22 protein-coding genes are annotated in these 23,740 nt (G+C 62.2%); 6 read left to right on the forward strand and 16 right to left on the reverse strand.

The features are described from left to right. Positions 1 to 85: 85 nt before the first annotated feature. A complete protein-coding gene (locus ATY78_RS25695) occupies positions 86 to 835 on the forward strand; it encodes a cytochrome c biogenesis CcdA family protein (RefSeq protein WP_088685113.1) in 750 nt (249 codons plus the stop codon). A gap of 41 nt (positions 836 to 876) precedes the next feature. After that, positions 877 to 1,839: an AEC family transporter gene (locus ATY78_RS25700; RefSeq protein WP_088685114.1), complete on the forward strand. Its 963-nt coding sequence runs from the start codon at positions 877 to 879 to the stop codon at positions 1,837 to 1,839. Here ATY78_RS25700 and ATY78_RS25705 read toward each other — a convergent pair. From ATY78_RS25705 to cysG, 5 genes are read right to left on the reverse strand one after another with little or no spacing between them, the layout of a single operon-like run. After that, the gene (locus tag ATY78_RS25705; RefSeq protein WP_088685115.1) at positions 1,807 to 3,018 is read right to left on the reverse strand and encodes a UbiH/UbiF family hydroxylase; all 1,212 of its coding nucleotides are present in this window, start codon (positions 3,016 to 3,018) and stop codon (positions 1,807 to 1,809) included. The two genes, ATY78_RS25700 and ATY78_RS25705, sit on opposite strands and share 33 nt — an antisense overlap. Before the next feature lie 38 nt (positions 3,019 to 3,056). Continuing rightward, positions 3,057 to 3,569: a DUF934 domain-containing protein gene (locus ATY78_RS25710; protein ID WP_088685116.1), complete on the reverse strand. Its 513-nt coding sequence runs from the start codon at positions 3,567 to 3,569 to the stop codon at positions 3,057 to 3,059. 10 nt (positions 3,570 to 3,579) lie between these two features. After that, positions 3,580 to 5,250, reverse strand: coding sequence for a nitrite/sulfite reductase (locus ATY78_RS25715; RefSeq protein WP_088685117.1), 1,671 nt, complete (start codon positions 5,248 to 5,250; stop codon positions 3,580 to 3,582). Positions 5,251 to 5,258: 8 nt separating this feature from the next. Beyond that, positions 5,259 to 5,573 carry a DUF2849 domain-containing protein gene (locus ATY78_RS25720; protein WP_049735587.1) on the reverse strand — a complete coding sequence of 105 codons (315 nt, stop codon included), beginning with the start codon at positions 5,571 to 5,573 and terminating at the stop codon, positions 5,259 to 5,261. 2 nt (positions 5,574 to 5,575) lie between these two features. Next, on the reverse strand, positions 5,576 to 7,012 hold the full coding sequence (gene cysG, locus ATY78_RS25725) for a siroheme synthase CysG (protein ID WP_088685118.1): 1,437 nt from the start codon (positions 7,010 to 7,012) through the stop codon (positions 5,576 to 5,578). Positions 7,013 to 7,280: 268 nt separating this feature from the next. On the opposite strand from cysG, the gene ATY78_RS25730 reads away from it, so the two are divergent. Beyond that, positions 7,281 to 7,868: a nucleoside deaminase gene (locus ATY78_RS25730; RefSeq protein WP_088685119.1), complete on the forward strand. Its 588-nt coding sequence runs from the start codon at positions 7,281 to 7,283 to the stop codon at positions 7,866 to 7,868. A gap of 6 nt (positions 7,869 to 7,874) precedes the next feature. Next, positions 7,875 to 8,720, forward strand: coding sequence for a nucleoside triphosphate pyrophosphohydrolase (gene mazG / locus ATY78_RS25735; RefSeq protein WP_088685120.1), 846 nt, complete (start codon positions 7,875 to 7,877; stop codon positions 8,718 to 8,720). A 97-nt stretch (positions 8,721 to 8,817) separates the two neighbouring features. Here the strand turns inward: mazG and hflX are convergent, their stop codons facing one another. The 9 genes from hflX to dusB all read right to left on the reverse strand — a co-directional run bounded on the left by hflX (position 8,818) and on the right by dusB (position 20,587). After that, entirely contained in the window at positions 8,818 to 10,143 is a 1,326-nt protein-coding gene (gene hflX / locus ATY78_RS25740; RefSeq protein WP_088685121.1) for a GTPase HflX, read from the reverse strand. A 77-nt stretch (positions 10,144 to 10,220) separates the two neighbouring features. After that, positions 10,221 to 10,463 carry an RNA chaperone Hfq gene (gene hfq / locus ATY78_RS25745; protein ID WP_003539403.1) on the reverse strand — a complete coding sequence of 81 codons (243 nt, stop codon included), beginning with the start codon at positions 10,461 to 10,463 and terminating at the stop codon, positions 10,221 to 10,223. A gap of 111 nt (positions 10,464 to 10,574) precedes the next feature. Continuing rightward, the gene (locus ATY78_RS25750; protein ID WP_088685122.1) at positions 10,575 to 11,438 is read right to left on the reverse strand and encodes a D-amino-acid transaminase; all 864 of its coding nucleotides are present in this window, start codon (positions 11,436 to 11,438) and stop codon (positions 10,575 to 10,577) included. 65 nt (positions 11,439 to 11,503) lie between these two features. Continuing rightward, a complete protein-coding gene (locus ATY78_RS25755; RefSeq protein ID WP_088685123.1) occupies positions 11,504 to 12,868 on the reverse strand; it encodes a sigma-54 dependent transcriptional regulator in 1,365 nt (454 codons plus the stop codon). Then, complete coding sequence (locus ATY78_RS25760) at positions 12,858 to 15,128, reverse strand: PAS domain-containing sensor histidine kinase (RefSeq protein ID WP_088685124.1); 2,271 nt, start codon at positions 15,126 to 15,128, stop codon at positions 12,858 to 12,860. The genes ATY78_RS25755 and ATY78_RS25760 overlap by 11 nt, the downstream gene beginning before the upstream one ends. Before the next feature lie 274 nt (positions 15,129 to 15,402). Further along, the gene (locus tag ATY78_RS25765) at positions 15,403 to 16,392 is read right to left on the reverse strand and encodes an aldo/keto reductase (RefSeq protein WP_088685125.1); all 990 of its coding nucleotides are present in this window, start codon (positions 16,390 to 16,392) and stop codon (positions 15,403 to 15,405) included. 576 nt (positions 16,393 to 16,968) lie between these two features. After that, positions 16,969 to 18,420, reverse strand: coding sequence for a nitrogen regulation protein NR(I) (gene ntrC / locus ATY78_RS25775; RefSeq protein WP_088685126.1), 1,452 nt, complete (start codon positions 18,418 to 18,420; stop codon positions 16,969 to 16,971). Next, positions 18,417 to 19,571, reverse strand: a complete 1,155-nt coding sequence (locus ATY78_RS25780) for a nitrogen regulation protein NR(II) (protein ID WP_088685127.1) — start codon at positions 19,569 to 19,571, stop codon at positions 18,417 to 18,419. Before ATY78_RS25780 ends, ntrC begins: the two co-directional genes overlap by 4 nt. Beyond that, entirely contained in the window at positions 19,568 to 20,587 is a 1,020-nt protein-coding gene (dusB, locus tag ATY78_RS25785; RefSeq protein WP_088685128.1) for a tRNA dihydrouridine synthase DusB, read from the reverse strand. The genes ATY78_RS25780 and dusB overlap by 4 nt, the downstream gene beginning before the upstream one ends. Before the next feature lie 142 nt (positions 20,588 to 20,729). On the opposite strand from dusB, the gene ATY78_RS25790 reads away from it, so the two are divergent. Both ATY78_RS25790 and ATY78_RS25795 read left to right on the forward strand, forming a co-directional pair. Beyond that, positions 20,730 to 21,947, forward strand: coding sequence for a bifunctional 2-C-methyl-D-erythritol 4-phosphate cytidylyltransferase/2-C-methyl-D-erythritol 2,4-cyclodiphosphate synthase (locus tag ATY78_RS25790; protein WP_088685129.1), 1,218 nt, complete (start codon positions 20,730 to 20,732; stop codon positions 21,945 to 21,947). Beyond that, a complete protein-coding gene (locus ATY78_RS25795; RefSeq protein WP_088685130.1) occupies positions 21,947 to 22,441 on the forward strand; it encodes a CinA family protein in 495 nt (164 codons plus the stop codon). Before ATY78_RS25790 ends, ATY78_RS25795 begins: the two co-directional genes overlap by 1 nt. Before the next feature lie 9 nt (positions 22,442 to 22,450). On the opposite strand, the gene ATY78_RS25800 is transcribed toward ATY78_RS25795, so the two are convergent. After that, positions 22,451 to 22,903, reverse strand: coding sequence for a type II toxin-antitoxin system RatA family toxin (locus ATY78_RS25800; protein WP_088685131.1), 453 nt, complete (start codon positions 22,901 to 22,903; stop codon positions 22,451 to 22,453). A 9-nt stretch (positions 22,904 to 22,912) separates the two neighbouring features. Further along, positions 22,913 to 23,491 (reverse strand): AAA family ATPase, encoded by a 579-nt coding sequence (locus tag ATY78_RS25805; RefSeq protein WP_088685132.1) that lies wholly within the window; start codon positions 23,489 to 23,491, stop codon positions 22,913 to 22,915. Positions 23,492 to 23,740: the final 249 nt, after the last annotated feature.

Here is a 23,740-nt window from a genome sequence, read left to right on the forward strand (position 1 = left end):
CATTTCCTGCGCGCGCAAAAAGGTGATTGGCAATCAGGGGCCTGCAAAGCTAGGACATCACGCAGATTGCAGCCGGAGAGAATGCGTGTCGATTGCCGATATTTCCCTGTGGAGCGCACTGATCGCCGGGGCGCTTTCCTTTCTTTCGCCCTGCGTGCTTCCCCTCGTCCCGCCCTATCTCTGCTACATGGCGGGCATTTCAGTCGAGCAGTTCCGCGGCGGCTCCGCGGTTGCGGTGGCGCCGGACGTCAGGCGCGGTGTCCTCTTATCCGCGCTGCTCTTCACGCTCGGCTTTGCCACCGTCTTCGTGGCGCTCGGGGCCGGCGCCTCCAGCATCGGCATGGCGCTTCGCCAGCATCTCGATCTGCTCTCCAAGCTCGGCGGGCTGATCATCATCGTCATGGGGTTGAATTTCCTTGGCCTGTTCCGAATCGGGCTGCTCGCCCGCGAAGCCCGCTTCCAGGGCGGCGGCAAGCCGGCGACGCTGACGGGTGCCTATGTCATGGGCCTTGCCTTCGCCTTCGGCTGGACGCCCTGCATCGGCCCGGTGCTCGGCGCGATCCTCGGCGTCGCCGCCTCGCGCGAGACGGTCGGCTCCGGCGCCGGGCTGCTCGCCGTCTATTCGCTCGGCCTTGCCATCCCCTTCTGGATCGCCGCCGGCTTTTCCGGCGCCTTCATGCGCTTCCTGTCGCGCTTCCGCCGCCATCTCGGCACGGTGGAGAAGATCATGGGCGTTTTCCTCATCCTGACCGGCCTCGCCTTCCTGTTCGGCTGGGTCAGCGATGTGGCGATCTGGTTCCAGCAGACCTTTCCCATCCTGATGCAAATCGGCTAAGCAGTTCTCACCGCTTAACAAATGCCCAACTGGAAGATCCCTTGGCCGATATCGTCAGTCTGCTATTGCCGTTCTTCGGCCTGATTCTGATCGGTTATACCGCCGCCAAGACGACGAAGCAGCCGGCCGAAGCGCTCGGCTGGCTGAACACCTTCATCATCTATGCCGCCCTGCCCGCTCTGTTCTTCAAGCTCGTCTCACGCACGCCGATCGAGCAACTGACGCGCGTCGATTTCATCGTCACCGATATTGCGGCGACCTATGCGGTCTTCATCCTGCTTTTCGTCATCGGCCGCGTGCTGCGCGGCAATACGCTCGCCGATTGCACCATTCAGTCCTTTGCCGGCGCATACGGCAATATCGGCTATATGGGGCCTGGTCTGGCGCTCCTGGCGCTCGGCGAAGGAGCAGCCGTGCCGGTGGCGCTGATCGTCTGCTTCGAAAACGCCCTGCATTTCATCGTGGCGCCGGCGCTGATGGCAGCAGCCGGCGACGACAAGCGGTCGGCCGGCCGGCTTGCCGCCGATATCGCTGGGAAGGTCGCGCTTCATCCCTTCATCCTGTCGACGGCGGCAGGCTTTACCGTCGCCGCTTTGCATATCGATCAACCGCCGGCGTTTCAGCGTCTCGTCGATTATCTCGCCCAGGCGGCGGCTCCCTGCGCCCTCTTCGCTATGGGCGTGACGCTGGCGCTCAGGCCGCTGAAGCGAATCCCGGCGGAAATCTCATATATCGTGCCGGCAAAGCTCATCCTGCATCCCATCGTCGTCTTCATCGCGCTGACGGCGGTGGGCGGTTTCGAGCCGGTATGGATCTATGCCGCCGTGCTGCTCGCCTCGCTGCCGACGGCGACCAATGTCTTCGTCATCGGCCAGCAATACGGCGTATGGCAGGAGCGCGCCTCGGCGACGATCCTGATCACGACGGTATTTTCCGTGGTGAGCGTTTCGCTCTGGCTGATCGTGATCCGCTCAGGCCTTCTTCCGCTTCAGCTTTTCCCGTAAGGAATCGGGAATATCACGGAAGCCACGGCCCGGCTCGATGCCCTCGCGCATGACGATGTTGCGCAGGGGCGGAATGGCCGACAGGATATGCAGGCCGGCAGCGCGCAGCATCTGCACGGGCAGGAAATCCGAAAGCAGCGAGCGGTTGAGAAGATCGACGCTCGCCGTGCGCGTCATGATATCGGCGCGGCGCCTGCGATCGAAGCTGTCACCGGCATCAGCCGGCACCGGCAATTCGGCCCTGTCGCAAAGGATCTCGGCAAGCGTCATGATATCGCGAAGGCTGAGATTCAGGCCCTGCGCCCCGATCGGCGGGAAGACATGGGCTGCCTCGCCGATCAGCGCAATGCGCCCCTTGCCGAAGCGATGCGCCATCATGCCGGAGAGCGGCCAGACCTGGACGCCTTCTTCGACGTCAACCTTGCCGAGTATGGATTGCATGCGCGCCTCGACGAGAGAGCCGAGTTCGGCCAACGGCAATTCCCTGCGGCTTGCCGCCTCAGCGGGATCCTGGACCCAGACGAGGCTGGAGCGGTTTCCGGGCAGCGGCACTTGGGTGAAAGGGCCGTGTTTGGTGTGGAATTCCGTCGAGATGTTCTGGTGCGGCAGCGAATGGGCGAAATTCAGCACCATGGCCGACTGCGGATAAGACCATTTGCGGGTGTCGATTGCCGCCGTCTCCCGCAGCTTCGAGCCGCGGCCATCGGCGCCGACGGCAAAATCGGCAGAAAGCGTCTCGCCGCCGGCGAGCGTGATCAAAACCGCCTCAGCCGATATCTGGATCGATTCGGCCATATCGGTGAATCGGGTGATATCGCCCTCGCCGGCCGCCGCTTCTTCAAGCACATCGGCCAACGCTTCGTTGGGGAAATTGTAGCCGAAGGCATCGAGGCCGACCTCGGGTGCGCGGAAGGTGGTCGTCGGAGCGCGCAGCAACCGGTCGGTGCCATCGACGATGCGCATGCTGGTGAGAGGAGCCGCCGCCGGGCGCAGCTTTTCCCAGAGGCTCAGCCGATCGAGGAAGCGGATCGATTGATCCATCAGCGCCGTAGTGCGCCGATCCTCTCTCGCAGCAACGGGCGCGATGAGCGCCACGTTGCGGCCGCCACGCGCAAGCGCAATCGCGGCGATCATGCCGGCAAGACCGCCACCGATCACCGCCACTTCGAATGTCTTCATGCTATTATTCCGCCATCGTAAAAAGGCGGATCGGTCGCTTATGCGGCCGGCTTCGCCTGACGGCGCCAACTATAGCCCTTGCCGGCTTCGGCGTCACGCACCGCCGGCTGATAATGATGCGGAATCGCCGGAAGACGGTTTTCCGCGAGCCGCTTCAGCGCCGTGGCATTGGTCACCGAAAAGCTGTCGATGCCGACGCGCAGCATCAGCGGCACCTGATCGATCAGCACGTCGCCGACGGCGCGCAGCTCGTTGGTGTAACCCAAGCGCTGGCGCAGCAGCGAGGCATGGCTGAAGGCGCGGCCGTCGTTGAATGCCGGAAAGGCAACGGCAACGATTGCGAGGCGATCGAGGTAAGGTTCAAGCCGGCGCACGTCGTCGGCCGGCTTGATCAGAACACCGAGGCCGACATCGTTGCTTTCATCTGCCTTGGCGATCAGTTCGTCGAGACCGAGCAGCGGCTTCTGTTCGCCGGTCGCCTTCACCTCGTCTGTTTCGATCACCCAGGGATCGTTTTCGACAAAACCGGTTTCTCTCCAGATCTTCGTCATCATCCCCTCCTTATGCCGCTTCCGCAGCCGAGCCGTAGAGCGCGGCCTTGAAAGGCTGCGGCCCGACGCGGCGATAGGCGGCGAGGAAGGTTTCGGATTGATCAAGACGCAGGCCGAGATAGGTATCGACGATCGTCTCGATCGCGTCCGTCACCCGGTCCGGCTCGAAGCCGCGGCCGATGATCTCGCCGATCGAGGTATGTTCGTCGCCGGAACCGCCAAGCGTGATCTGATAGAGTTCGGCACCCTTCTTCTCCACACCGAGCAGGCCGATATGGCCGACATGGTGATGGCCGCAGGCGTTGATGCAGCCGGAGATCTTGATCTTCAGCTCGCCGATCTCGGCCTGACGTTCGGGACTGCCGAAGCGGCGGGAGATTTCCTGCGCGACCGGAATGGAGCGCGCATTGGCGAGCGCGCAGTAGTCCAGCCCCGGACAGGCAATGATATCGGTGATCAGGCCGGCATTGGCTTCCGCCAGATCGATGGCGACGAGGCCGCGATAGACCGCTTCGAGATCGGCCAGCGCCACATGCGGCAGGATCAGGTTCTGCTCGTGGCTGACGCGGATTTCATCGAAGGCATATTCTTCGGCGAGATCGGCGATCGCATCCATCTGCGCGTCTGTGGCATCGCCCGGAATGCCGCCGATCGGCTTCAGCGAGATGGTCACCATGCCGTAATCGGGGTTCTTGTGCGGCTGGACGTTCTGCTGGACCCAGCGGGCGAATCCGGCATCGGCCTTCTTCCAGCGGGCGAGATTTTCCCAGCCTTCGGCGCGCTCGGGCAGAGCCGGGGGTGCGAAATAGGCGGCGATCGCCTCGACATCCTGTTCCGGCAGCTTGAGCTCGGTATCCTTCAGCGCAGCGAATTCGGCTTCCACCTGGCGCGTCAGCTCCTCGGTGCCGGTTTCGTGCACGAGGATCTTGATGCGCGCCTTGTACTTGTTGTCGCGACGGCCGTGCAGATTGTACACGCGCACGATTGCCGTGGTGTAGGAGAGCAGATCCTCCTCGGGCAGGAAGTCACGGATCAGCTTGGCGATCATCGGCGTGCGGCCCTGGCCACCGCCGACATAGACGGCAAAGCCGATTTCGCCCTTGTCGTTCTTCTTCAGGTGCAGGCCGATATCATGGACTTGGATCGCGGCGCGGTCGCGGTCGGCGCCGGTGACGGCGATCTTGAACTTGCGCGGCAGGAAGGAGAACTCCGGGTGAACCGACGACCACTGGCGCAGGATTTCCGCATAGGGCCTGGGATCGGCGATCTCATCGGCGGCAGCGCCGGCGAAGTGATCGGCAGTCACGTTTCTGATGCAGTTGCCCGAGGTCTGCAGGGCATGCATCTCGACGCTTGCGAGGTCGGCCAGCGCATCGGGGATTTCCGACAGCTTCGGCCAGTTGAACTGCAGGTTCTGGCGCGTGGTGAAGTGGCCGTAACCGCGGTCATAGGTGCGGGCGATATGGGCGAGCATGCGCATCTGGCGCGCGCTCAGCGTGCCGTAGGGAATGGCGATGCGCAGCATATAGGCATGGAGCTGCAGGTAGACGCCGTTCATCAGGCGCAGCGGCTTGAACGCATCCTCGGCGAGCTCGCCGGCAAGGCGACGCTGAACCTGGTCGCGAAACTGCTCGACGCGCTCGGTGACAAAGGCATGGTCAAATTCGTCGTAACGGTACATCGTCTTCCTCAGACTGCAATGAATTCGGGATCGGCAGGAGCGTAGCCCGGTGCGTATTCCATGGTGGGGCCTTGCGCGCGGATGCGCTCGCGCAGGCGAAGCGGCCAGAGAATGCCGTTGGTTTCCTGAACTTCGACGACGGCGACGTCAACGACCTCGTTGTCGGCATAGGATTTCTTGCCGATCGCCTCCAGCGCTTCAACGGCTTCGTTGTGACGGGCGACAAGCGCTTCCTGCAGCGAGGTGGACCACTTCCCGTTCGCATCCAGCCAGACGGCAATGCCGTCCGTCAGCCGGTTGGCCGTCAGAACCTTGTCTACCATATTCAGCTCCTTGCAAGTTCCTCGAGCCGGGCGTTCGCACGCACCAGCGGCTCGGACAGTTCGAAATTGGCGCCGGCGACCGCATCGCCGATAATGACCATGACCGGCCCTGACAATTCGTCACGGTGCTGCAGATCGGGCAGATCGGCAAGCGTGCCATGCAGCAGACGGCGCTCAGCGCGGCTGGCGTTTTCGATGACGGCGACTGTGGTCTCGGCGGGAATGCCCGCCTGCATCAGCCGCTCGGCGACGGAGGCGGCAACCGTGCGCCCCATATAGACGGCAATCGTCGCGCCGGAGACGGCAAGGCTTGCCCAATCGGGCAGAACGTCGCCTGTAAGATCATAGCCCGTCGTGAAGACCAGCGAGGAGGCGACGCCACGCAGCGTCAGCGGCAGCTCGAAATCGGCAGCGGCGGCAAAAGCCGAGGTGATGCCGGGCACGACCTCATAGGTAACGCCGGCAGCGCGCAGCGCGGCCATCTCTTCCCCTGCCCGGCCATAGACCAGCGGATCGCCCGATTTCAGCCGGACGACGCGTTTGCCCTGACGGCCGAGATCGACGAGCAGTTCGTTGATCTCTTCCTGCGACTTGGAATGACAGCCTTTGCGCTTGCCAACGGAAAGGCGCTCGGCATCCCGGCGGCCCATATCGACGATCGCCTGCGGTACGAGCGCATCGTAAACGATGACGTCGGCTTCCATCATCACGCGTTGGGCGCGCAGCGTCAGCAGGTCTTCGGCGCCCGGACCGGCGCCGACGAGCCAGACATGGCCCGCGACCTTGTCCATTGAACCCAACAGCCGGTCGGCGGCGTGGCGGGCCTGAGGCAGGTTGCCATTGGCAACCGCATCGGCAACGGGGCCAGAAAAGAAACGGCGCCAGAAGACGCGGCGGGAAACGCCGCGGGGAACCAGTTGATCGACTGATTTGCGGTAGCTTGTAGCCAACGCAGCGAGGCGGCCGAGCGAAGGGGAAAGAAGCTGATCGATCTGGGCGCGGATCATCTGCGCCAGAACCGGCCCCGCCCCTTCGGTGCCGATCGCGACGGCGACGGGCGCGCGATTGACCAGCGCCGGCGTGAAGAAATCGCAGTAATCGGGCTGATCGACGGCATTGGCCGGGATTCTGGCAGCGCGGGCGGCATCAACGATGCTGCGATCCTCAGCGGCATCGCCGGTCGCGGCGAAAACGAGGGTGGCCCCTTCGATCTGCGCGGCGGAAAAAGCCGCGCGCACGGTTTCGATGCGGTTTGCGATCAGGAAGGCATGATAGTCGGCTTCCGGCCGATCGGCATAGGCGACGATATGCGCCCGCGTGTTCATGAGCAGCCGCACCTTGGCGAAAGCTTCGTCGCCATTGCCGAAGACAGCGGTCTTCTGGCCTTCCACGCGAAAGAAGGCGGGAAATACCGAAAGCTGTTCAGTCCTGGGAGGCATTATCAATCCACTTCGAAGTTGCCAGAATATGCCCTTGATCGACAAGGGATTGAAGGAACAGAAATTCGAAAGCCCCAGCAAGCGCGTATTCTTTTGCTCGCGCCATCCATGATTTGAGAAAAGTCACCCATGCTGACCAAAACAGCACATCCCGCAAGCGCTTGCTGCAGTGCACTATAAAGCCTGTGACAAACGGCGTCCACCGGCGACTGACGCATTTCACTTGCGCCGCCAAGGCGATAGACTACGGCGAAAACCGGAGATATCAATGCCCGACAAGACCATCGCCTCCCGCCTGCTTTCGGTCATCGAAGACGATATCCTGCCCTTGACGGAGCGCGGCGTTTCGCTGGGCAATAAAGTTTTCGGCGCGGCAATCCTGAGGAAATCCGATTTTTCGCTCGTCGTCGCCGAGACCAATAACGAGCTCGAGAACCCGCTCTGGCATGGCGAGGTGCATACGCTGAAGCGGTTTTACGAGCTTGGCGACAAGCCGCAAACCAAGGATCTGATCTTTCTGTCGACGCACGAACCCTGCAGCATGTGCATGTCGGCGATCACCTGGGCGGGCTTCGACAATTTCTACTATTTCTTCAGCCATGAGGATTCGCGCGACGCCTTCGCCATTCCGCACGACCTGAAGATCCTGAAGGAGGTCTTCGGGCTTGAGCCCGGCGGCTACCGCAGGCAAAACGCCTTCTGGAACAGCTTTGCCATCTCCGATCTCGTCGAGACCGAAGAGACTTCTCTGAAGACGGCGCTGGAAGCGCAGACCACCCGCATCAAGGCGCGCTACGACGCGCTGTCTTCTACCTACCAATCATCGAAGAGCGCCAACGACATTCCCCTGAACTGAGGCATCATGGAACCTTCCAAAGACATTTCGCGCCTGATCGAGATCATGGCGGCGCTGCGCCATCCCGAGACCGGCTGCCCGTGGGACATCGAGCAGAACTTCGAGACGATCAAGCCCTATACGATCGAGGAGGCCTATGAGGTATCCGACGCGATCGAGCGCGGCGATATGGACGATCTGTGTGACGAGTTGGGCGACCTTTTGCTGCAGGTGGTCTTCCATGCCCGCATGGCCGAGGAGGCCGGCGAATTCTCGTTCGGCGATGTTGTGAACGCGATCACCACCAAGATGATCCGCCGCCACCCTCACGTCTTCGCCCGCTCGGCCGCCGATACGCCGGACGCGGTGAAGATCCAATGGGATGAGATCAAGCAGGCCGAGAAACGCGAGCGCGCCGAGCGCCGGGCAAGGCGCGGCATCACCGAGGATTTCAAGGGCGGCTTCCTCGGCTCGGTACAGCGCAGCTTTCCCGCCCTGACGGAGGCGCTGAAGCTGCAGGAACGCGCCGCCAAGGTCGGCTTCGACTGGTCTGCACCTGAACCGATCCTCGACAAAATAGAGGAAGAGATCGGCGAATTGCGGGCGGCGCTAAGTGAAGGCGACCGGGCGAAGGTCAGCGACGAACTCGGCGACCTGATCTTCGCGGTCGTCAACATCGGGCGGCATGTGAAGGCTGATCCAGAAGATGCGCTGCGTGGAACGAACACGAAGTTTCGGCGTCGTTTCAATCACATCGAGCATGTTCTTGAAGCGGAAGGCGAGACGCTGGAAGATGCGACGTTGGAACGGATGGAAGAAATCTGGCAGGCGGCCAAGGCGATTGAGCGTGCGGTGACTGCTGGAGGTGGGTGAGCTTTCTCCCCTTCGCCCCAGCGGGGCCATCCGGCCCTCGGTGCACTGTCCGATAAGCCCTTTAGATGGATGGGGAAAGCCTGCCTCAAAGGCCAGCCTACCGCTCCCAGTCTTCCCTGGCAGCCTTCGGTCCATTACCGATGCGGCGTTCGAGTTCGGCCGCCTCGGTTTCCGACAAGCGCAGGTCGAGCGTGATCGAACCGTCCTCATTGTCCTCGCGGCCATCGACGATCGCGTGGTCGTAGAGCCAGGGCAGCAGCGCCAATTTGTCGACGGGAAGGCGGATCGTCGTTTCGGTCATCACGCCTGACAGTCTGCGGCTGATCTCTTCCATCAGCGTGTCGACGCCCTCGCCGCTGACGGCCGAGACCGCGACGACGTTGCCGGCGCCGGCAGCCTTCTGCACCATGGTGTCGTGCACCTCCGGCTCCAGCCGGTCGATCTTGTTCCAGACTTCGATCAGGCGCTTGGCGGCTTCGGCCTCGTCGATGCCGAGGTCGTTCAGGATGCGCATGACGTCGGCGCTCTGCGCCTGGTTGTCGACATCGGACATGTCGCGGACATGCAGGATGAGATCGGCTTCCAGCACTTCTTCCAGCGTCGCGCGGAAGGCGGCGACGAGATGGGTCGGCAGGTCCGAAATGAAGCCGACGGTGTCGGACAGGATGACGGTGCGGCCGTGCGGCAGCTTCATGCGCCGAAGCGTCGGGTCGAGCGTGGCGAAGAGCATATCTTCGGCGAGAACCCCTGCCCCGGTAATGCGGTTGAACAGCGTCGACTTGCCGGCATTGGTATAGCCGACCAGCGCCACGATCGGATGCGGCACCTTGCGGCGCTTGGCGCGGTGGAGCTGGCGCGTGCGCACGACCTGCTCCAGCTCGCGTTCGAGCTTGATGATGCGGTCCTGCAACAGCCGCCGGTCGGCTTCGATCTGGGTTTCACCGGGGCCGCCCATGAAGCCGCCGCCGCCGCGCTGGCGTTCGAGGTGGGTCCAGCTGCGGACCAGCCGGCCCTTCTGATAATTCAAATGGGCGAGATCGACCTGCAGCGTGCCTTCCTTGGTGGAAGCGCGGCGGCCGAAGATTTCGAGGATGAGGCCCGTCCGGTCGATGACCTTGGCGTTCCATTCCTTTTCGAGATTGCGCTGCTGCACCGGCGTCAGGGGATGATCGACGATGACGAGACCGGAATCGCGCTCGTCGAGCAGCGCCTTGATCTCCTCGATCTTGCCGGTGCCGAGCAGCGTCGCCGGTCTCGGATCGTTGACCGGAACGATCGAGCCGCTGACGACGTCGAGATCGATCGCCTGAGCAAGGCCCGTCGCCTCTTCTAGCCGGCTTTCCGGTGTGCGGGTGGAAGCCGATTCGGTCTGACTGCCGCGGCTGCGCGATTTCAGAACCGGCACGACGACGGTCGCGCGCATATCGTCCCTGTGCTTGGCGGCCTCAGGGATGATCGAATCGTTCTTGGTATCGCGTGTCGAAATGACGGCTGATCCTGTTAGGACGCGGCTTCTTCACTCTCGAACATCTGCATGGGCTGACCCGGCATGATCGTCGAGATCGCATGCTTATACACCAGCTGCGAATGGCCGTCACGGCGAAGAAGAACACAGAAATTGTCAAAAGAGGTAACAACGCCCGTGAGTTTCACGCCGTTGATCAGAAAGATTGTCAGGGAAATCTTTTGCTTGCGAACAGTATTGAGAAATAAGTCCTGCAAATTCTGAGAACGTTCCGCCATCGCGCCGCTTCTTTCTTTATTGCCGGCCTGAGCTGGCCGGTTGAATATCAATCAACCTCTCCATGCAAGACCGGCGGCACCCTCATTCCACCTGTCCAGCAAATCTTGGTATCAAATCGCAATCTTTTCCGCAACGTCGAAAAAGGCTTCGCGAACTTTCTGCGAGACGCTGCCGGGATGGCCGTTGGCAATCGCCTGATCATCGACGGAAACGACCGGAAAACAAATACTTGTGGCTGCCGTCAGGAAGACTTCGCGGGCCGCGAGCATCTCGGAAACGGAGAAGTTCCGCTCGGCGATCTTCAAGCCCAGCCTGGCCGCGACATCCATCAATGTGGTGCGGGTAATGCCGCGCAAAATGCCGTGTTCGGCCGGGCGCGTCACCAGCGTTCCGTCCGAATCGACGATCCAGACATTGGTCGCCGCCCCTTCCTTCACCATGCCGTCGGCATCGACATAAATCGCTTCCTGGGCGCCGGCTTCCTTGGCCTGCTGGCGAGCCATCGCATTCGGAAGCAGGCCGACGGATTTGATATCGACGCGGTCCCAGCGGTTGTCGGCAACGGTGATCGCCTTGATCCCGTTGGCATTCTTGGCGGCGATGATCTTCGGGTCCGTGCTCTTGGCCGTTATGACGAGCGAAGGCGGGGTTCCCTCGGCCGGGAAAACATGGTCGCGCCGGGCGACGCCGCGTGTCACCTGCATGTAGAAGAGCCCGTTGCGGACATGATTGCGGCGCAGCGTCTCGCGAATGACCTGCGTCATCGCCGCCCGGCTCATCGGCCAGACGATGCGGAGTTCACCGAGCGAACGGTCGAGACGGTTCAGATGGCGGGTGAGATCGACGATATAGCCGTGGCGCACCTCGCACACTTCATAGACGCCGTCGGCAAATTGATAGCCGCGATCCTCGATATGCACGCTTGCATCGGAATGCTTGACGTATCGGCCGTTCACATAAGCAATTCTCGGCATGGGAAACCTGGACTTCCGGGAGATAATTGAGGGACGCGGCGCGGCTTGCGCAGCGCCTTATATAATCAGACGCCGAGCGACTTCAGCTTGCGGTGCAGCGCTGAACGCTCCATGCCGACGAATTCGGCGGTGCGCGAGATATTGCCGCCGAAGCGGTTGATCTGGGCGATCAGGTAGTCCTTCTCGAACATCTCGCGGGCTTCGCGCAGCGGCAGCGTCATGATGTGATAATCATTCTTGGCTGAAACTTTCGGCAGCATGTCGCCGAGATCGGTCGGCAGCATGTCGGCGGTGATCGGCGCATCCGGGCCGTCGGTTCGGGCAAGAATCATCAGCCGCTCGATGTTGTTGCGCAACTGGCGGATATTGCCCGGCCAGTCATGGGCCTGCAACACGGCCATGGCGTCGTCGCCGATGCGGCGCGGACGGATGCCGGCCTGCTCGGAAATCTGGCGCATCAGCTGATCGACCAGGAAAGGAATGTCCTCGCGGCGCTCGGCAAGCTGCGGCACACGCACCGGCACGACCGCGAGGCGATGATAGAGATCCTCGCGGAACCAGCCTTCGGCAATGCGGCTTTCGAGATTATAGGCCGTCGAGGAGATGATACGGACATCGACCTTGACGCGCTTGGAGCCGCCAACGCGCTCGAACTGCTGATCGACCAGCACGCGCAGGATCTTGTTCTGCGTCTCGCGCGGCATCTCGCCGACTTCGTCGAGGTAGAGGATGCCGCGATGGGCCTCTTCGAGCGCGCCGATCTTGCGGGCCTGGCCGGGCGTGCCCTCGGTGCCGAAGAGCGCCACTTCCATGCGGTCGGGCGTGATATTGGCGGCGTTCAGCGCGACGAAGGGGCCGCTAGCGCGGCTCGACTTCTTGTGGATCATCCGCGCCACCAGTTCCTTGCCGGAGCCGGATGCACCGAGGATCATGATACGGCTGTTGGTCGGCGATACCTTCTCGATCGTCTGGCGCAGCTGCGACACGGCGACCGAGGTGCCGATCAGCTCCAGAGCGTCGCCGGTGCGGCGCTTCAGCTCGGAGACTTCGCGCTTGAGCTTGGAATTTTCCAGCGCGCGTTCGGCGATCAGAATCAGCCGGTCGGCCTTGAAGGGTTTCTCGATGAAATCGAAAGCGCCGCGCTTGATCGCCGAAACGGCGGTCTCGATGTTGCCGTGACCTGATATCATGACGACGGGCAGATCCGGATGGCGGGTCTTGATCTCGTCGAGCAGCGACAGGCCGTCGAGCTTGCTGCCCTGCATCCAGATATCGAGGAAGATCAGCCGCGGCACCCGATCTGATATCGCCGCCAGCGCGCTGTCGCTGTCATGAGCCGTGCGCGTCTCGTGTCCCTCGTCGGAGAGAATGCCGGAAACGATCTCGCGAATATCGTGCTCGTCGTCGACGACAAGAATATCAGAGGCCATAAACGCTTTCCTTGTCATTGGCTGCGGGAGAGGTGGGCGCCGGATCCAGACGCGGCAGATGCACGCGGATCATGGCCCCTCTTCCCCGGTCAAAATCGGCGGGCGCATCGTGCAACTCGAGCTGCCCGCCATGTTCCTCGATGATCTTCTTGACGATGGCGAGCCCAAGGCCCGTGCCCTTCTCGCGCATCGTCATATAGGGTTCCAGAATGCTGTGGCGGTTCTCCACCGGCAGGCCGCGGCCATTGTCGATCACGTCGACGGTGAAGCGGTCGCGGGCGGCATCGAGCACGGCTCGCACGAGAATCTTGCGTTCGTCCCGTTCGTCGCTCGGAACCGCCTCGATCGCTTCCACGGCATTCTTGATGAGATTTCCGAAAGCCTGGCCGAGCATACGGCTGTCGAACATACCCTCCAGCGGCTGATCGCCGAAATCCTGCCCGAAAGTGACGTGGTTGTTGCCCATCTCGCGCAGGAAGATCGCGTCGCGCAGGATGTCGCGCAGGTCGCTCGGCTCCTTGGTGGGCTTCGGCATACGGGCAAAGGCGGAGAATTCGTCGACCATGCGGCCGATATCGCCGACCTGGCGGATGATCGTATCCGTGCACTGGTCGAAGACGGCCCGGTCGCCCTGGTCGATCTGCTTGCCGTAGCGGCGCTGGATGCGCTCGGCGGAAAGCTGGATCGGCGTCAGCGGGTTCTTGATCTCATGGGCGATGCGCCTTGCGACGTCCCCCCAGGCGGTCGAGCGCTGGGCGATGACGAGGTCGGTGATGTCGTCGAGCGTGATCACGTAGGATTCGCTCATGTCGCGCACTTCCTCGCGGGTGACCTGCACGCTGAGCGTCCTCACAGTTCCGCCGCGCACGAGTGCGATCTGCTTGCGGAAATCGCCGCGATGGCGCGCCGCCGCTTCGGTCAGCACCTGATCGACCTCGGGCGCGATATCGGCCAGCTGCTTGCCGAGCATCTCGTCGGCCGAGAGTGCCATCAGCGTCTCCGCCGAGCTGTTGACGATGGCGATGCGGCGGTCGTGCTCGACGCCGATAACGGCGGCGGTGACGCCCGATAATACGGCTTCGATGAAGCGGCGACGGTCGTCGACCTCGTCCTTGGCCTCGAGGATTTCGTCGCGCTGGGTGCGGATTTCGGAGATCATCTTGTTGAAGGTGCGCGAGAGATTGGCGACGTCGCCATCGACGGCATGTACGGGCACGACGATGTCCATATTGCCCGACGCGACGCTGTCGGCCGCCGTGATCAGCAGGCGGATCGGCCGGACGATGCGGTCGGCGACGGCAATCGCCGTCCAGATCGCCGCAAGCAGCACGATCAGCGCGAAGCCGATATAGAGCACGGCGAAGGCGATCTGCAGCGAGAAGCGGTTGGCTTCCATCGAGCGGTATTCGGTGGCGTTCTCCTCCATCATGCGCATGGCGCCCATGACCTTGGGATCGACGGCGCGCACCGTATAGAGGAAGGTGCCCTGGATGGCATCGAGCTTGATGATGGCGCCGACGAGATTGGTAACGCCGGGCGGAATGAGCGTCGGCTGGCCGGCGGCGGCCTTTTCCAGCGCGTCCTGCGGGATCGCCGGCAGCGGCTTTTCGGTGGCGATATCGGCCTGGACGATCACCGAGCCGTCGCGCTCGACGAGGAAGGAGCCAAGCAGGCCGCGGCCCCTCGCCTGGCGCGTCATCAGCTCGGCAAAACCCGTCCGGTCGAGACTGTAGAGGGCACGGTTGCGCTCCAGGTCGTTGGCCATGGAGACCGTCTGCCCCTGCAGGTAGCTGGCGTTCTCCATCATATAGGCTTGGCCGATATTGCGCGACGAGCTAACGATCGACTGGGTGCGCAAGGCAAACCAGCGGTCGAGACCGGCATTCAGCGTGATGCTGGCGAAGATGGCGACGAGGATCGCCGGCGTGATCGCCACGATCGAGAAGAGCACCACGATGCGGATATGCAGCCGCGCGGCCGCCCTGCCCCTGGTGCGCGCCTTGAGCAGCCTTGCCACCTCGCGCGCAATCAACGCCAGCAGCGTCAGGACGAAGAAGGAATTGACGATCACCGAAGTGATGACGACATGCGAAGTCGGGGCGATCGGCGTCAGGCCAAGCAGCACGAACAGCGTCACCGTGGCACAGAGAAGTGCGCCGCCCGCGAGCACGAGGCCGGGCACGGCAAAAAGGGCGCGGCGATCGGTCACCGTCGTCACCACCGTCTCGCCCGCCGCCGGCGATACCCCATCCTGCGTCATTCGGCCTCTCTTCAGACGGCGCCTGCCGCCTTCGCCACGCAATCGAAACCGAACAACGCCGGCTCAAGAAAGCCAGCGCCGCAAGACTCGATCGGGAGCGAATGTCCAAAACCCTTGCGTGACCTTTAAGCAACGCATTGTGGCGAAAATGCAACGCATCTCGTCACATTGTCAAGCCGGGGCGAGCCTCACTACAGGGGACATTATGAGTTGGTGAGGATAGGTCAGCTACTATTTTTCCTTAAGCTGACCCGTGGCAGGAAATTATCTCGCCCTAGAAGCGACGCGGTCCTTCCGGCTTGCTTCCGGCAATCACGTCGATCCGCTCCAGCACGTCAGGCGTCATCTTGTCCCTATGCGAAAGGGCCGCGAGATTGTCCTGCAATTGGCTGGCGCGCGACGCGCCAAGAATGACGGTCGAAACGTTGCGGTTGGCGAGGCACCACAAAAGCGCAAGGTGCGTGATCGACACGCCGATCTCGTCTGCGAGCTTTGCGAGCTGGCGCACCTTTTCGAGTTGTGCGCGGCCGGCATCGCTCGACCACTTCTCCTTCAGCCATTCGTAGCCAGGCAGGTTCATACGGCTGTCGGCCGGCACGCCGTCGCTGTATTTGCCGGTCAGGACGCCGGAGGCGAGCGGCGACCAGATCGTCGTGCCAAGGCCGATGAGGTCGTAGAGCGGGAGATAGTCGGATTCGACCTTCTGGCGTTCGAAGATGTTGTATTGCGGCTGCTCCATGGTCGGCGGCGTGATGCGCAAATCCCGGGCTACGGCATAGGCTTCCGTCAATTGCTGGGCGGACCATTCCGACGTGCCCCAATAGAGCACTTTGCCCTGGGCGACGAGATCGTGCATCGCCCGGACCGTTTCCTCGATCGGCGTGTCGATATCGGGGCGGTGGCAGAAATAGAGATCGAGATAATCGACCTGAAGCCTCTTCAGCGCCGCGTGGCAGGCGTCGGTGACATGCTTGCGCGACAGGCCGCGCTGTGTCGGCTTCTCGCCTCCCCAGAAGACCTTGCTCGAGACGACGAAGCTGTCGCGGCTCCAGCGGAGTGACTTGAGCGCCTCGCCCATCACGATTTCGGACTTGCCGCTTTCGTATCCTTCGGCGTTGTCGAAGAAATTCACTCCGTTGTCATAGGCGAGCTTCATCAGCTCGACGGCGTCGCCCCCTTCTACCTGCCTGCCGAAAGTGACCCATGAGCCGAAGGAGAACTCGCTCACTTTCAGACCCGACTTTCCCAAACGACGATATTCCATCATCCAACTCCCTCAAATTATGAACATGTGCCGGCGCGGGAACCGACGTCGACGTCGCACGAGCGATCCGCGTAATCTATGGCACGAGCAACGATATGCGAGGCTTAGCCTGCCAAATTGACCGGCATGAAACACGATGTCGCAGTTCGCGTCGCCCCGACCGAAAAGAAAGGGCGCTCCATGACATCAGTCGGAGCGCCCATGGCATGCTGTCGACGACAGTCGCGGCGGAAGTCGGCAGCAGCAACGGCAGATGACGAGATTCGGAACGGATAGGCAACATGGGAACCAAATGGGAACGCCATCGCCCGCTGGCCGACCTATGTCATCCACCTGTTATCCACAGCTTATCCACAGGCGCGGCGACGACGACCGCAGCAACTTCAATGACATTTGCCCGGCGGCAAACAACAGCCTGCAAATACTATGTGACTGTTGAATGACACTGCCCTTTTGTTTGCCGGCGCGGATATAAACTGCGACCCCGCTCCATTAAATTCAATATCGCTCCCGACCGTGGCGGCGGATACTGGAGAGGGGATGGCGGTGGGCAAACGAGGTGCCCGCCGCCGCTTCTCAGGCGGTGCGGGAGCTTCTGTAGACGGAGACGCCGAGCTCCCTGATCTTCTTGCGCAGAGTATTGCGATTGAGACCGAGAAGATCGGCCGCCTTGATCTGGTTGCCGCGGGTTGCCGTCAGCGCCGCAAGGATCAGCGGGTACTCCATCTCCGTCAGCACGCGGTCATAAAGGCCGGGCGGCGGCAAGTTTTCGCCGAAGCCAGCGAAATAGGTGCGCATGTTCTCCTCGACGGCCTGCGCGATCGTCATCGAGCCGCTTCGGATCGGCCCCTTGTCGATCGGGCTGTCGGGCACGTCGGAACGCAGCTCGGCATCGATGATCTCGCGGGTGATGACATCCTGCGGATAAAGCGCCATCAGGCGGCGGATGAGGTTTTCCAGTTCGCGGACGTTGCCCGGCCAGGCATAGGCCTTCATCAGTTCCAGCGCTTCCTGATCGAAACGCTTGGAACCGAGACCTTCCTTTTCGGCCTGCTGGATGAAATGGCGCACGAGATCGGGAATGTCCTCGGCGCGGTCGCGCAGCGGCGGCAGGCGCAGCGGCACGACGTTGAGGCGATAATAGAGATCCTCGCGGAACAGGCCCTGGTTGATCGCCTGCTTCAGGTCCTTGTTGGTGGCGGCGACGATGCGCACGTCCGTGCGGATCGGCGTTCGGCCGCCGACGGTGGTATATTCGCCTTGCTGCAACACACGCAGAAGCCGGGTCTGGGCATCCATCGGCATGTCGCCGATCTCGTCGAGGAAGAGCGTGCCGCCTTCGGCCTGCTCGAAGCGGCCGGTCGAGCGGGTCTGCGCGCCGGTGAAGGCGCCCTTCTCGTGGCCGAAGAGTTCCGATTCGATCAGATCGCGCGGGATCGCCGCCATGTTGATCGCCACGAAAGGCCCGTTGCGGCGCTTGCCGTAATCATGCAGAGCGCGGGCGACGAGCTCTTTGCCGGTGCCGGATTCGCCGGTGATCATCAGCGTCAGATCCGTCTGCATCAGGCGGGCGAGCACGCGGTAGATTTCCTGCATCGCCGCCGACCGGCCGACAAGCGGCATGCCGTCCTGCACGTCGTCTTCGAGCTTGGCGGGCTTGCGCTTCGGCTCGGCGAGCGCGCGGCCGATGATGCCGATCAGCTCGGTCAGGTCGAAGGGCTTCGGCAGATAGTCGTAGGCGCCCTTCTCCGAGGCCTTGATGGCGGTCATGAAGGTGTTCTGCGCACTCATGACGAGGACCGGCAGGTCGGGACGCGCCTTCTTGATGCGCGGCAGCAGGTCGAAGGCGTTTTCGTCTGGCATCACCACATCGGTGACGACAAGATCGCCCTCGCCTGCCGAAATCCAGCGCCAGAGGGTTGCGGCGTTGGAGGTGATGCGAACGTCATAACCGGCGCGGCTCAAAGCCTGGTTGAGCACGGTCCGGATGGCCGCATCATCATCTGCAACGAGGATCGTAGCTGTCATCGAGAAGGTCCTGTCGAGCTTACGGTAGAGGCGTCTTCAAGCGAGGCATCCTTGGATGCCGGCATGAGAACGCGGAATGTCGTGCGGCTGTTCTGGCTGTCGCATTCGATAATGCCGCCGTGATCGCCGATGATCTTGGCGACCAGCGCCAGGCCGAGGCCGCTGCCGTTCGTCTTGGTGGTGATGAAGGGATCGAAGAGATGCGGCAGCAGATCGGAGGGAACGCCGGGGCCGTTGTCGTGAACGCAGAATTCGAGCGGCAGCGAGATCTTTTCGCGCGTGCCGGCGACGGAAAGGCGAATACCGGGTCGATAGGCCGTCGTCAGCACGATCTCGCCATCCGTCCGGTCGCCGACCGCTTCGGCGGCATTCTTCACCAGATTGAGGAAGACCTGAACGAGCTGGTCGCGATTGGCATAGACGGCCGGCAGCGACGGGTCGTAACTCTCGGTGACGCGGATGTTGCGGGCAAAACCCGCCTTGGCGACGGCCTTCACGTGATCGAGCACGGAATGGATGTTGACCGGCATGCGATCGACAGGGCGTTCGTCGGAAAAGACTTCCATGCGGTCGACCAGCGAAACGATGCGATCGGTCTCGTCGCAGATCAGTCGGGTCAGCGCCCTGTCGTCATCGATCGCGGATTGCTCGAGCAGCTGGGCAGCACCGCGAATGCCGGAGAGCGGGTTCTTGATTTCATGCGCCAGCATGGAGGCAAGACCGGTCACGGATCGGGCGGCGGCGCGATGCGTCAACTGCCGGTCGATCTTGTCGGCCATGGAGCGTTCCTGGAAGACGATGACGACGGCGCCGGGCTCGCTGAGCACCGGTGCCACATAGAGATCGACGAGTTTATCCTGGCCGAGGCGCGGCGAACTCAGGTCGACGCGATATTCGTTGACCGGCGCCTTGCGCTCGCGCACTTGGTCGATCAGCGCGAGCAACGGGCTGCCGAAGGGAATGAAGGTCGAGATCCGGTAACGCGCGAGATGCGAGGCACTGGCGCCGAAGAAGGCCTCCGCCTCCCAATTGGCGAAGGCGACGAAACCGGATTCATCGACCATGACGACGGGGTTCTGGATGGCGTTCAGCACGGCCATGGCGACGGTTCCGCCGGCGTGATCGGGCGGAGATGTCGTATCCTTCGTCATGCGGCCTCCCGGCTGTCGAGCGCGCCTGCCGCCAATGCATCATAAAGGCGCGCGGCCACTTCGCGCGGATCACGCGAGGTCATGATCGCGGCTTTTTTGCCACCGGCAAGCGCGGGGGCGAAACGCTCCAAATACCAGCCGAGATGCTTGCGGGCATGGCGGATTGCCACCGCCTCACCGTAGAAATCGAGCATCATCCGGTAATGTTCGACAGCGATATCCGCAATCTTTACTAAAGGCGGCTCGGCGGCGCCCGCGATGACGCCGGCATGCCATGGCCTGCCCTGACAGCCTCTGCCGATCATGACGGCATCGGCGCCCGAACGGCGCAATATTTCCTGTGCGTCCTCCGCAGTCTCCACATCACCATTGGCGATCAGCGGGATGGAGATTACCTCGCGGACGGCGCGGATCGCGTCCCAATCGGCGCGGCCTTCATAGAATTGCATGCGGGTGCGCCCATGGATGGTCACGAGCTGGATGCCGGTCGCTTCGGCGCGGCGCGCAATGTCGGGCGCGTTGATGGAGTTTTCGTCCCAACCGAGGCGCATCTTCAGCGTCACGGGGATGTCGACCGCCTTGACCGTCGCATCGATCAGGCCGAGCGCGTGATCGGGGTCGCGCATCAGCGCCGAACCGGAATAACCGCCGATCACCTTCTTGGCCGGGCAACCCATATTGATGTCGATGATATCGGCGCCGTGATCGGCGGCGATCTTCGCCGCCTCCGCCATCCAATGCGCCTCGCGGCCGGCAAGCTGCACCATATGCGGACGGAAGCCGGCGGCCTTGAGCCGCGACCAGGATTCGGCCGTATCATTGACCAGTTCGCGGCTCGCCACCATTTCTGTGACGACGAGGCCGGCGCCGAAGCGCCAGGCAAGCTCGCGAAAGGGCATGTCCGTGACGCCGGACATCGGCGCCAGCACGACGCGGTTCCGCACGGACACGGGTCCGATTCGGAAAGGCGCTGCGAGGTCCTTGGAAATCAACTGACTATCTTTCGGGCACACCATGGAACTGCATTATTTTTAGCCAGTGTTCTCTGGCTTGCCAAGGGGGTTGGGATCGAAATCGATATTTTTCGGGTAGATGCTGGAAAACGCCAAAGCAAGACGTTAGAGCACTCGGGTCAATTCCGGATATTTTTGGGGATTTATGCTGCAAATGCCTTCCAAGCAACCGATATCGGCTGGAATTGTCATCGTCGCCGCCGGCCGCGGCGAGCGTGCGGGGGCCTCCACGGAAGGCCCGAAGCAATATCGCATGATCGGCGGCAAGCCGGTTATCGCCCATACGCTTGAAAACTTCATGACATGGGAACTGGCGACACAGATCGTCGTCGTCATCCATCCCGATGACGAGGCACTGTTTGCGAAAGCCTTCCGCCACGTCGTCTCGGCAACGCCGATCGAAACGGTCCTCGGTGGCGCGACCAGGCAGCAATCCGTGCTCGCAGGCCTTCGATATCTCAAGGACAAGCATGTCAGCCATGTGCTGATCCACGATGCCGTCCGCCCCTTCTTCGACCACGTGCTTCTCGACCGAATCGCGGAGAGCCTTGAAAGCGGCGCACCGGCGGTCCTGCCGGCCATGCCTGTCACGGATACACTGAAACGGGCCGACAACGCCGGCACCGTGCAGACAACGGTTTCGCGCGAGCACCTTTACGCGGCGCAGACGCCGCAATCCTTCGCCTTCGAAACCATTCTCGACGCGCATGAGAAGGCGGCGGCGAGCGGACGGAGCGATTTCACCGACGACGCCTCGATCGCCGAATGGGCGGGCATTCCGGTGACGATCGTCGAAGGCACGCCCGACAACGTCAAGCTGACGGTCAAGAGCGATATCGCGAAAGCCGACGACAAACTCTCGGCTCCATTGCTTCCGGATGTGCGCACCGGCAACGGTTATGACGTGCACCAGCTCGAAGCGGGCGACGGCGTCACCCTCTGCGGCGTGTTCATTCCACATGACCAGAAGCTCAAGGGTCATTCCGACGCCGATGTGGCGCTGCATGCACTGACCGATGCGCTGCTTGCCACCTGCGGCGCCGGCGATATCGGCGACCACTTCCCGCCCTCCGATCCGCAATGGAAGGGCGCGGCCTCGCGGATCTTCATCGAGCATGCGGCCAAAATCGTGCGCGAGCGCGGCGGCACGATCATGAATGCCGACGTCTCGCTGATCGCCGAAGCGCCGAAGGTCGGCCCGCATCGCGACACCATGCGGGCGAAGCTTTCGGAATATCTCGGCATCGATATCGAGCGCTGCTCGGTCAAGGCGACGACCAACGAGACGATCGGCTTCGTCGGTCGGCGCGAAGGCATCGCGGCAATTGCCACGGCGACGGTCGTCTATCGCGGGAGGAAATGATGAGCCTCTTCCCGCAGGACATCGTCGCAGCGGCGGAGACGATCATCCGGGATTTCACGGCGGTCGGGTTGATGGTCTCGACCGCGGAATCCTGCACCGGCGGGCTGATATCAGGCGCGCTGACCGAGATATCGGGATCTTCCGCCGTTGTCGACCGCGGCTTCGTCACCTACACCAATACCGCAAAGATCGAGTTGCTCGGGGTACAGGAGCAAACGCTGCTTCAGTTCGGAGCCGTCTCCGAGGAAACCGCGCGGCAGATGGCCCACGGCGCCCTCTTCCGCTCGCGCGCCGATATCGCCGTCGCCGTCACCGGCATTGCCGGCCCCGGTGGCGGATCGGCGGAAAAGCCCGTCGGCCTCGTGCATCTCGCCGCAAAATCACGCGCCGGCGCGCTCATCCACCGGAAAATGTTCTACGGCGATATCGGCCGCAGCGAAGTTCGGCTGGCGACGATCAGAACGGCGCTGGAGATGGTGCTTTCGCTCCGCTGACGGCAGTCGTCAGGCGGTTGCGTAGATCTTGCCCGCGCGCGTCTCGAAGGCCTCGGTGAACATGCGGAAGGCGCGATCGAACATCGAGCCCATCAGCGCGCCCAGAATGCGGCTCTTGAACTCGTAGTCGATGAAGAAATCGACGGTGCAGCCGCCGGCAGGCGTCTCGGCGAAATGCCAGCGATTGTCGAGATATTTGAACGGGCCATCGATATATTTGACCTCGATGATGCGTTCCGCCCTGTTCAGCAGCACCTGTGTCGTGAAGGTCTCGCGGATCGCCTTGTATCCCACAGTCATGTCGGCGACGAGCAGGATCTTCCCGTCACGTTCCCTGCGGCTCTTGACAGCAAGCGCTTCGCAGAGCGGCAGGAACTCCGGATAGCGTTCGACATCGGCAACGAGGTCGAACATCTGGTCGGGTGTGTGCGGGACGGGACGGTGCGTTTCGAATTGCGGCATAGGCGGCACTTAAGCGGGCCGGCTTAGAAGATCAAGAAGCTCGCGCATCTGGCGGCGGGATTTTAGCTGGAGAATGGGCACATCGGGGCCGCGTTCGGCGCTTCCGGCGACATAGTCCCGAAGTGCTGCCTCAATCAATGGCACCGCATCCCGCTCAAAATTCCAGATATAGACAAGTACATCCAGCGAGAGGCGCTCAGGGCAGCCGGCGGGCAATTCAGGGCGGTTGCGCTGGAAATAACGAAACGCCCTTGAGACGGCGCCATACAGGCATGCATATCTTGGTGGACGAAGCCAAATAACGACCTCGGCGCGCGGCAGGCGGATATTGAAGGAATTGAGGCCGGTTCCATCCATGATCCAGCGATCTTCCGCCACAGCCTTGGCGATAAGCCGGTCGATTTCGTCACGCGGCCTTTTTCTCCAGCCCGGCAGCCAATAGAAATCGCGGTCCATGGAGACGTAGCGCAGGTCGAGCACTTGCGAGAGCCGCTTTGCAAGCGTGCTCTTTCCGCTACCGGGGCAACCGATCACCAGCATGCGATCGGCATCGGCCAACGTCGTTTTCAATCCGGATGTGACATTCATTGGCTGCCCAAAGAAAAACCGCAGTCAGTTTGTTGCCTAACCTCGCCTCCACTCGACGTCATCCTCGGCCTTGTGCCGAGGATCTGCCGCCCTATCGATCGGTTGCAGATGCTCGGGACAAGGCCACTGGTGTCCGGTTTAAATTTGGTGGACAAGGCGCACGGTGTTGATTCTACTCGTATTCGGATGTTTGGCGACAATCCCGGACACGAAAGAGAGGCAACACCGTGCGGCACGAGAATAGCGTCT

Source organism: Rhizobium sp. R635 (genome assembly GCF_002211285.1).
GTDB lineage: Bacteria > Pseudomonadota > Alphaproteobacteria > Rhizobiales > Rhizobiaceae > Rhizobium.

Coding starts and splice junctions, on each gene's coding strand:
- ATY78_RS25705 (WP_088685115.1), bottom strand. CDS start 3,018: ATGAAGACATTCGAAGTGGCGGTGATCGGTGGCGGTCTTGCCGGCATG.
- ATY78_RS25710 (WP_088685116.1), bottom strand. CDS start 3,569: ATGACGAAGATCTGGAGAGAAACCGGTTTTGTCGAAAACGATCCCTGG.
- ATY78_RS25715 (WP_088685117.1), bottom strand. CDS start 5,250: ATGTACCGTTACGACGAATTTGACCATGCCTTTGTCACCGAGCGCGTC.
- ATY78_RS25720 (WP_049735587.1), bottom strand. CDS start 5,573: ATGGTAGACAAGGTTCTGACGGCCAACCGGCTGACGGACGGCATTGCC.
- cysG (WP_088685118.1), bottom strand. CDS start 7,012: ATGCCTCCCAGGACTGAACAGCTTTCGGTATTTCCCGCCTTCTTTCGC.
- ATY78_RS25730 (WP_088685119.1), top strand. CDS start 7,281: ATGCCCGACAAGACCATCGCCTCCCGCCTGCTTTCGGTCATCGAAGAC.
- mazG (WP_088685120.1), top strand. CDS start 7,875: ATGGAACCTTCCAAAGACATTTCGCGCCTGATCGAGATCATGGCGGCG.
- hflX (WP_088685121.1), bottom strand. CDS start 10,143: ATGCGCGCGACCGTCGTCGTGCCGGTTCTGAAATCGCGCAGCCGCGGC.
- hfq (WP_003539403.1), bottom strand. CDS start 10,463: ATGGCGGAACGTTCTCAGAATTTGCAGGACTTATTTCTCAATACTGTT.
- ATY78_RS25750 (WP_088685122.1), bottom strand. CDS start 11,438: ATGCCGAGAATTGCTTATGTGAACGGCCGATACGTCAAGCATTCCGAT.
- ATY78_RS25755 (WP_088685123.1), bottom strand. CDS start 12,868: ATGGCCTCTGATATTCTTGTCGTCGACGACGAGCACGATATTCGCGAG.
- ATY78_RS25760 (WP_088685124.1), bottom strand. CDS start 15,128: ATGACGCAGGATGGGGTATCGCCGGCGGCGGGCGAGACGGTGGTGACG.
- ATY78_RS25765 (WP_088685125.1), bottom strand. CDS start 16,392: ATGGAATATCGTCGTTTGGGAAAGTCGGGTCTGAAAGTGAGCGAGTTC.
- ntrC (WP_088685126.1), bottom strand. CDS start 18,420: ATGACAGCTACGATCCTCGTTGCAGATGATGATGCGGCCATCCGGACC.
- ATY78_RS25780 (WP_088685127.1), bottom strand. CDS start 19,571: ATGACGAAGGATACGACATCTCCGCCCGATCACGCCGGCGGAACCGTC.
- dusB (WP_088685128.1), bottom strand. CDS start 20,587: ATGGTGTGCCCGAAAGATAGTCAGTTGATTTCCAAGGACCTCGCAGCG.
- ATY78_RS25790 (WP_088685129.1), top strand. CDS start 20,730: ATGCTGCAAATGCCTTCCAAGCAACCGATATCGGCTGGAATTGTCATC.
- ATY78_RS25795 (WP_088685130.1), top strand. CDS start 21,947: ATGAGCCTCTTCCCGCAGGACATCGTCGCAGCGGCGGAGACGATCATC.
- ATY78_RS25800 (WP_088685131.1), bottom strand. CDS start 22,903: ATGCCGCAATTCGAAACGCACCGTCCCGTCCCGCACACACCCGACCAG.
- ATY78_RS25805 (WP_088685132.1), bottom strand. CDS start 23,491: ATGAATGTCACATCCGGATTGAAAACGACGTTGGCCGATGCCGATCGC.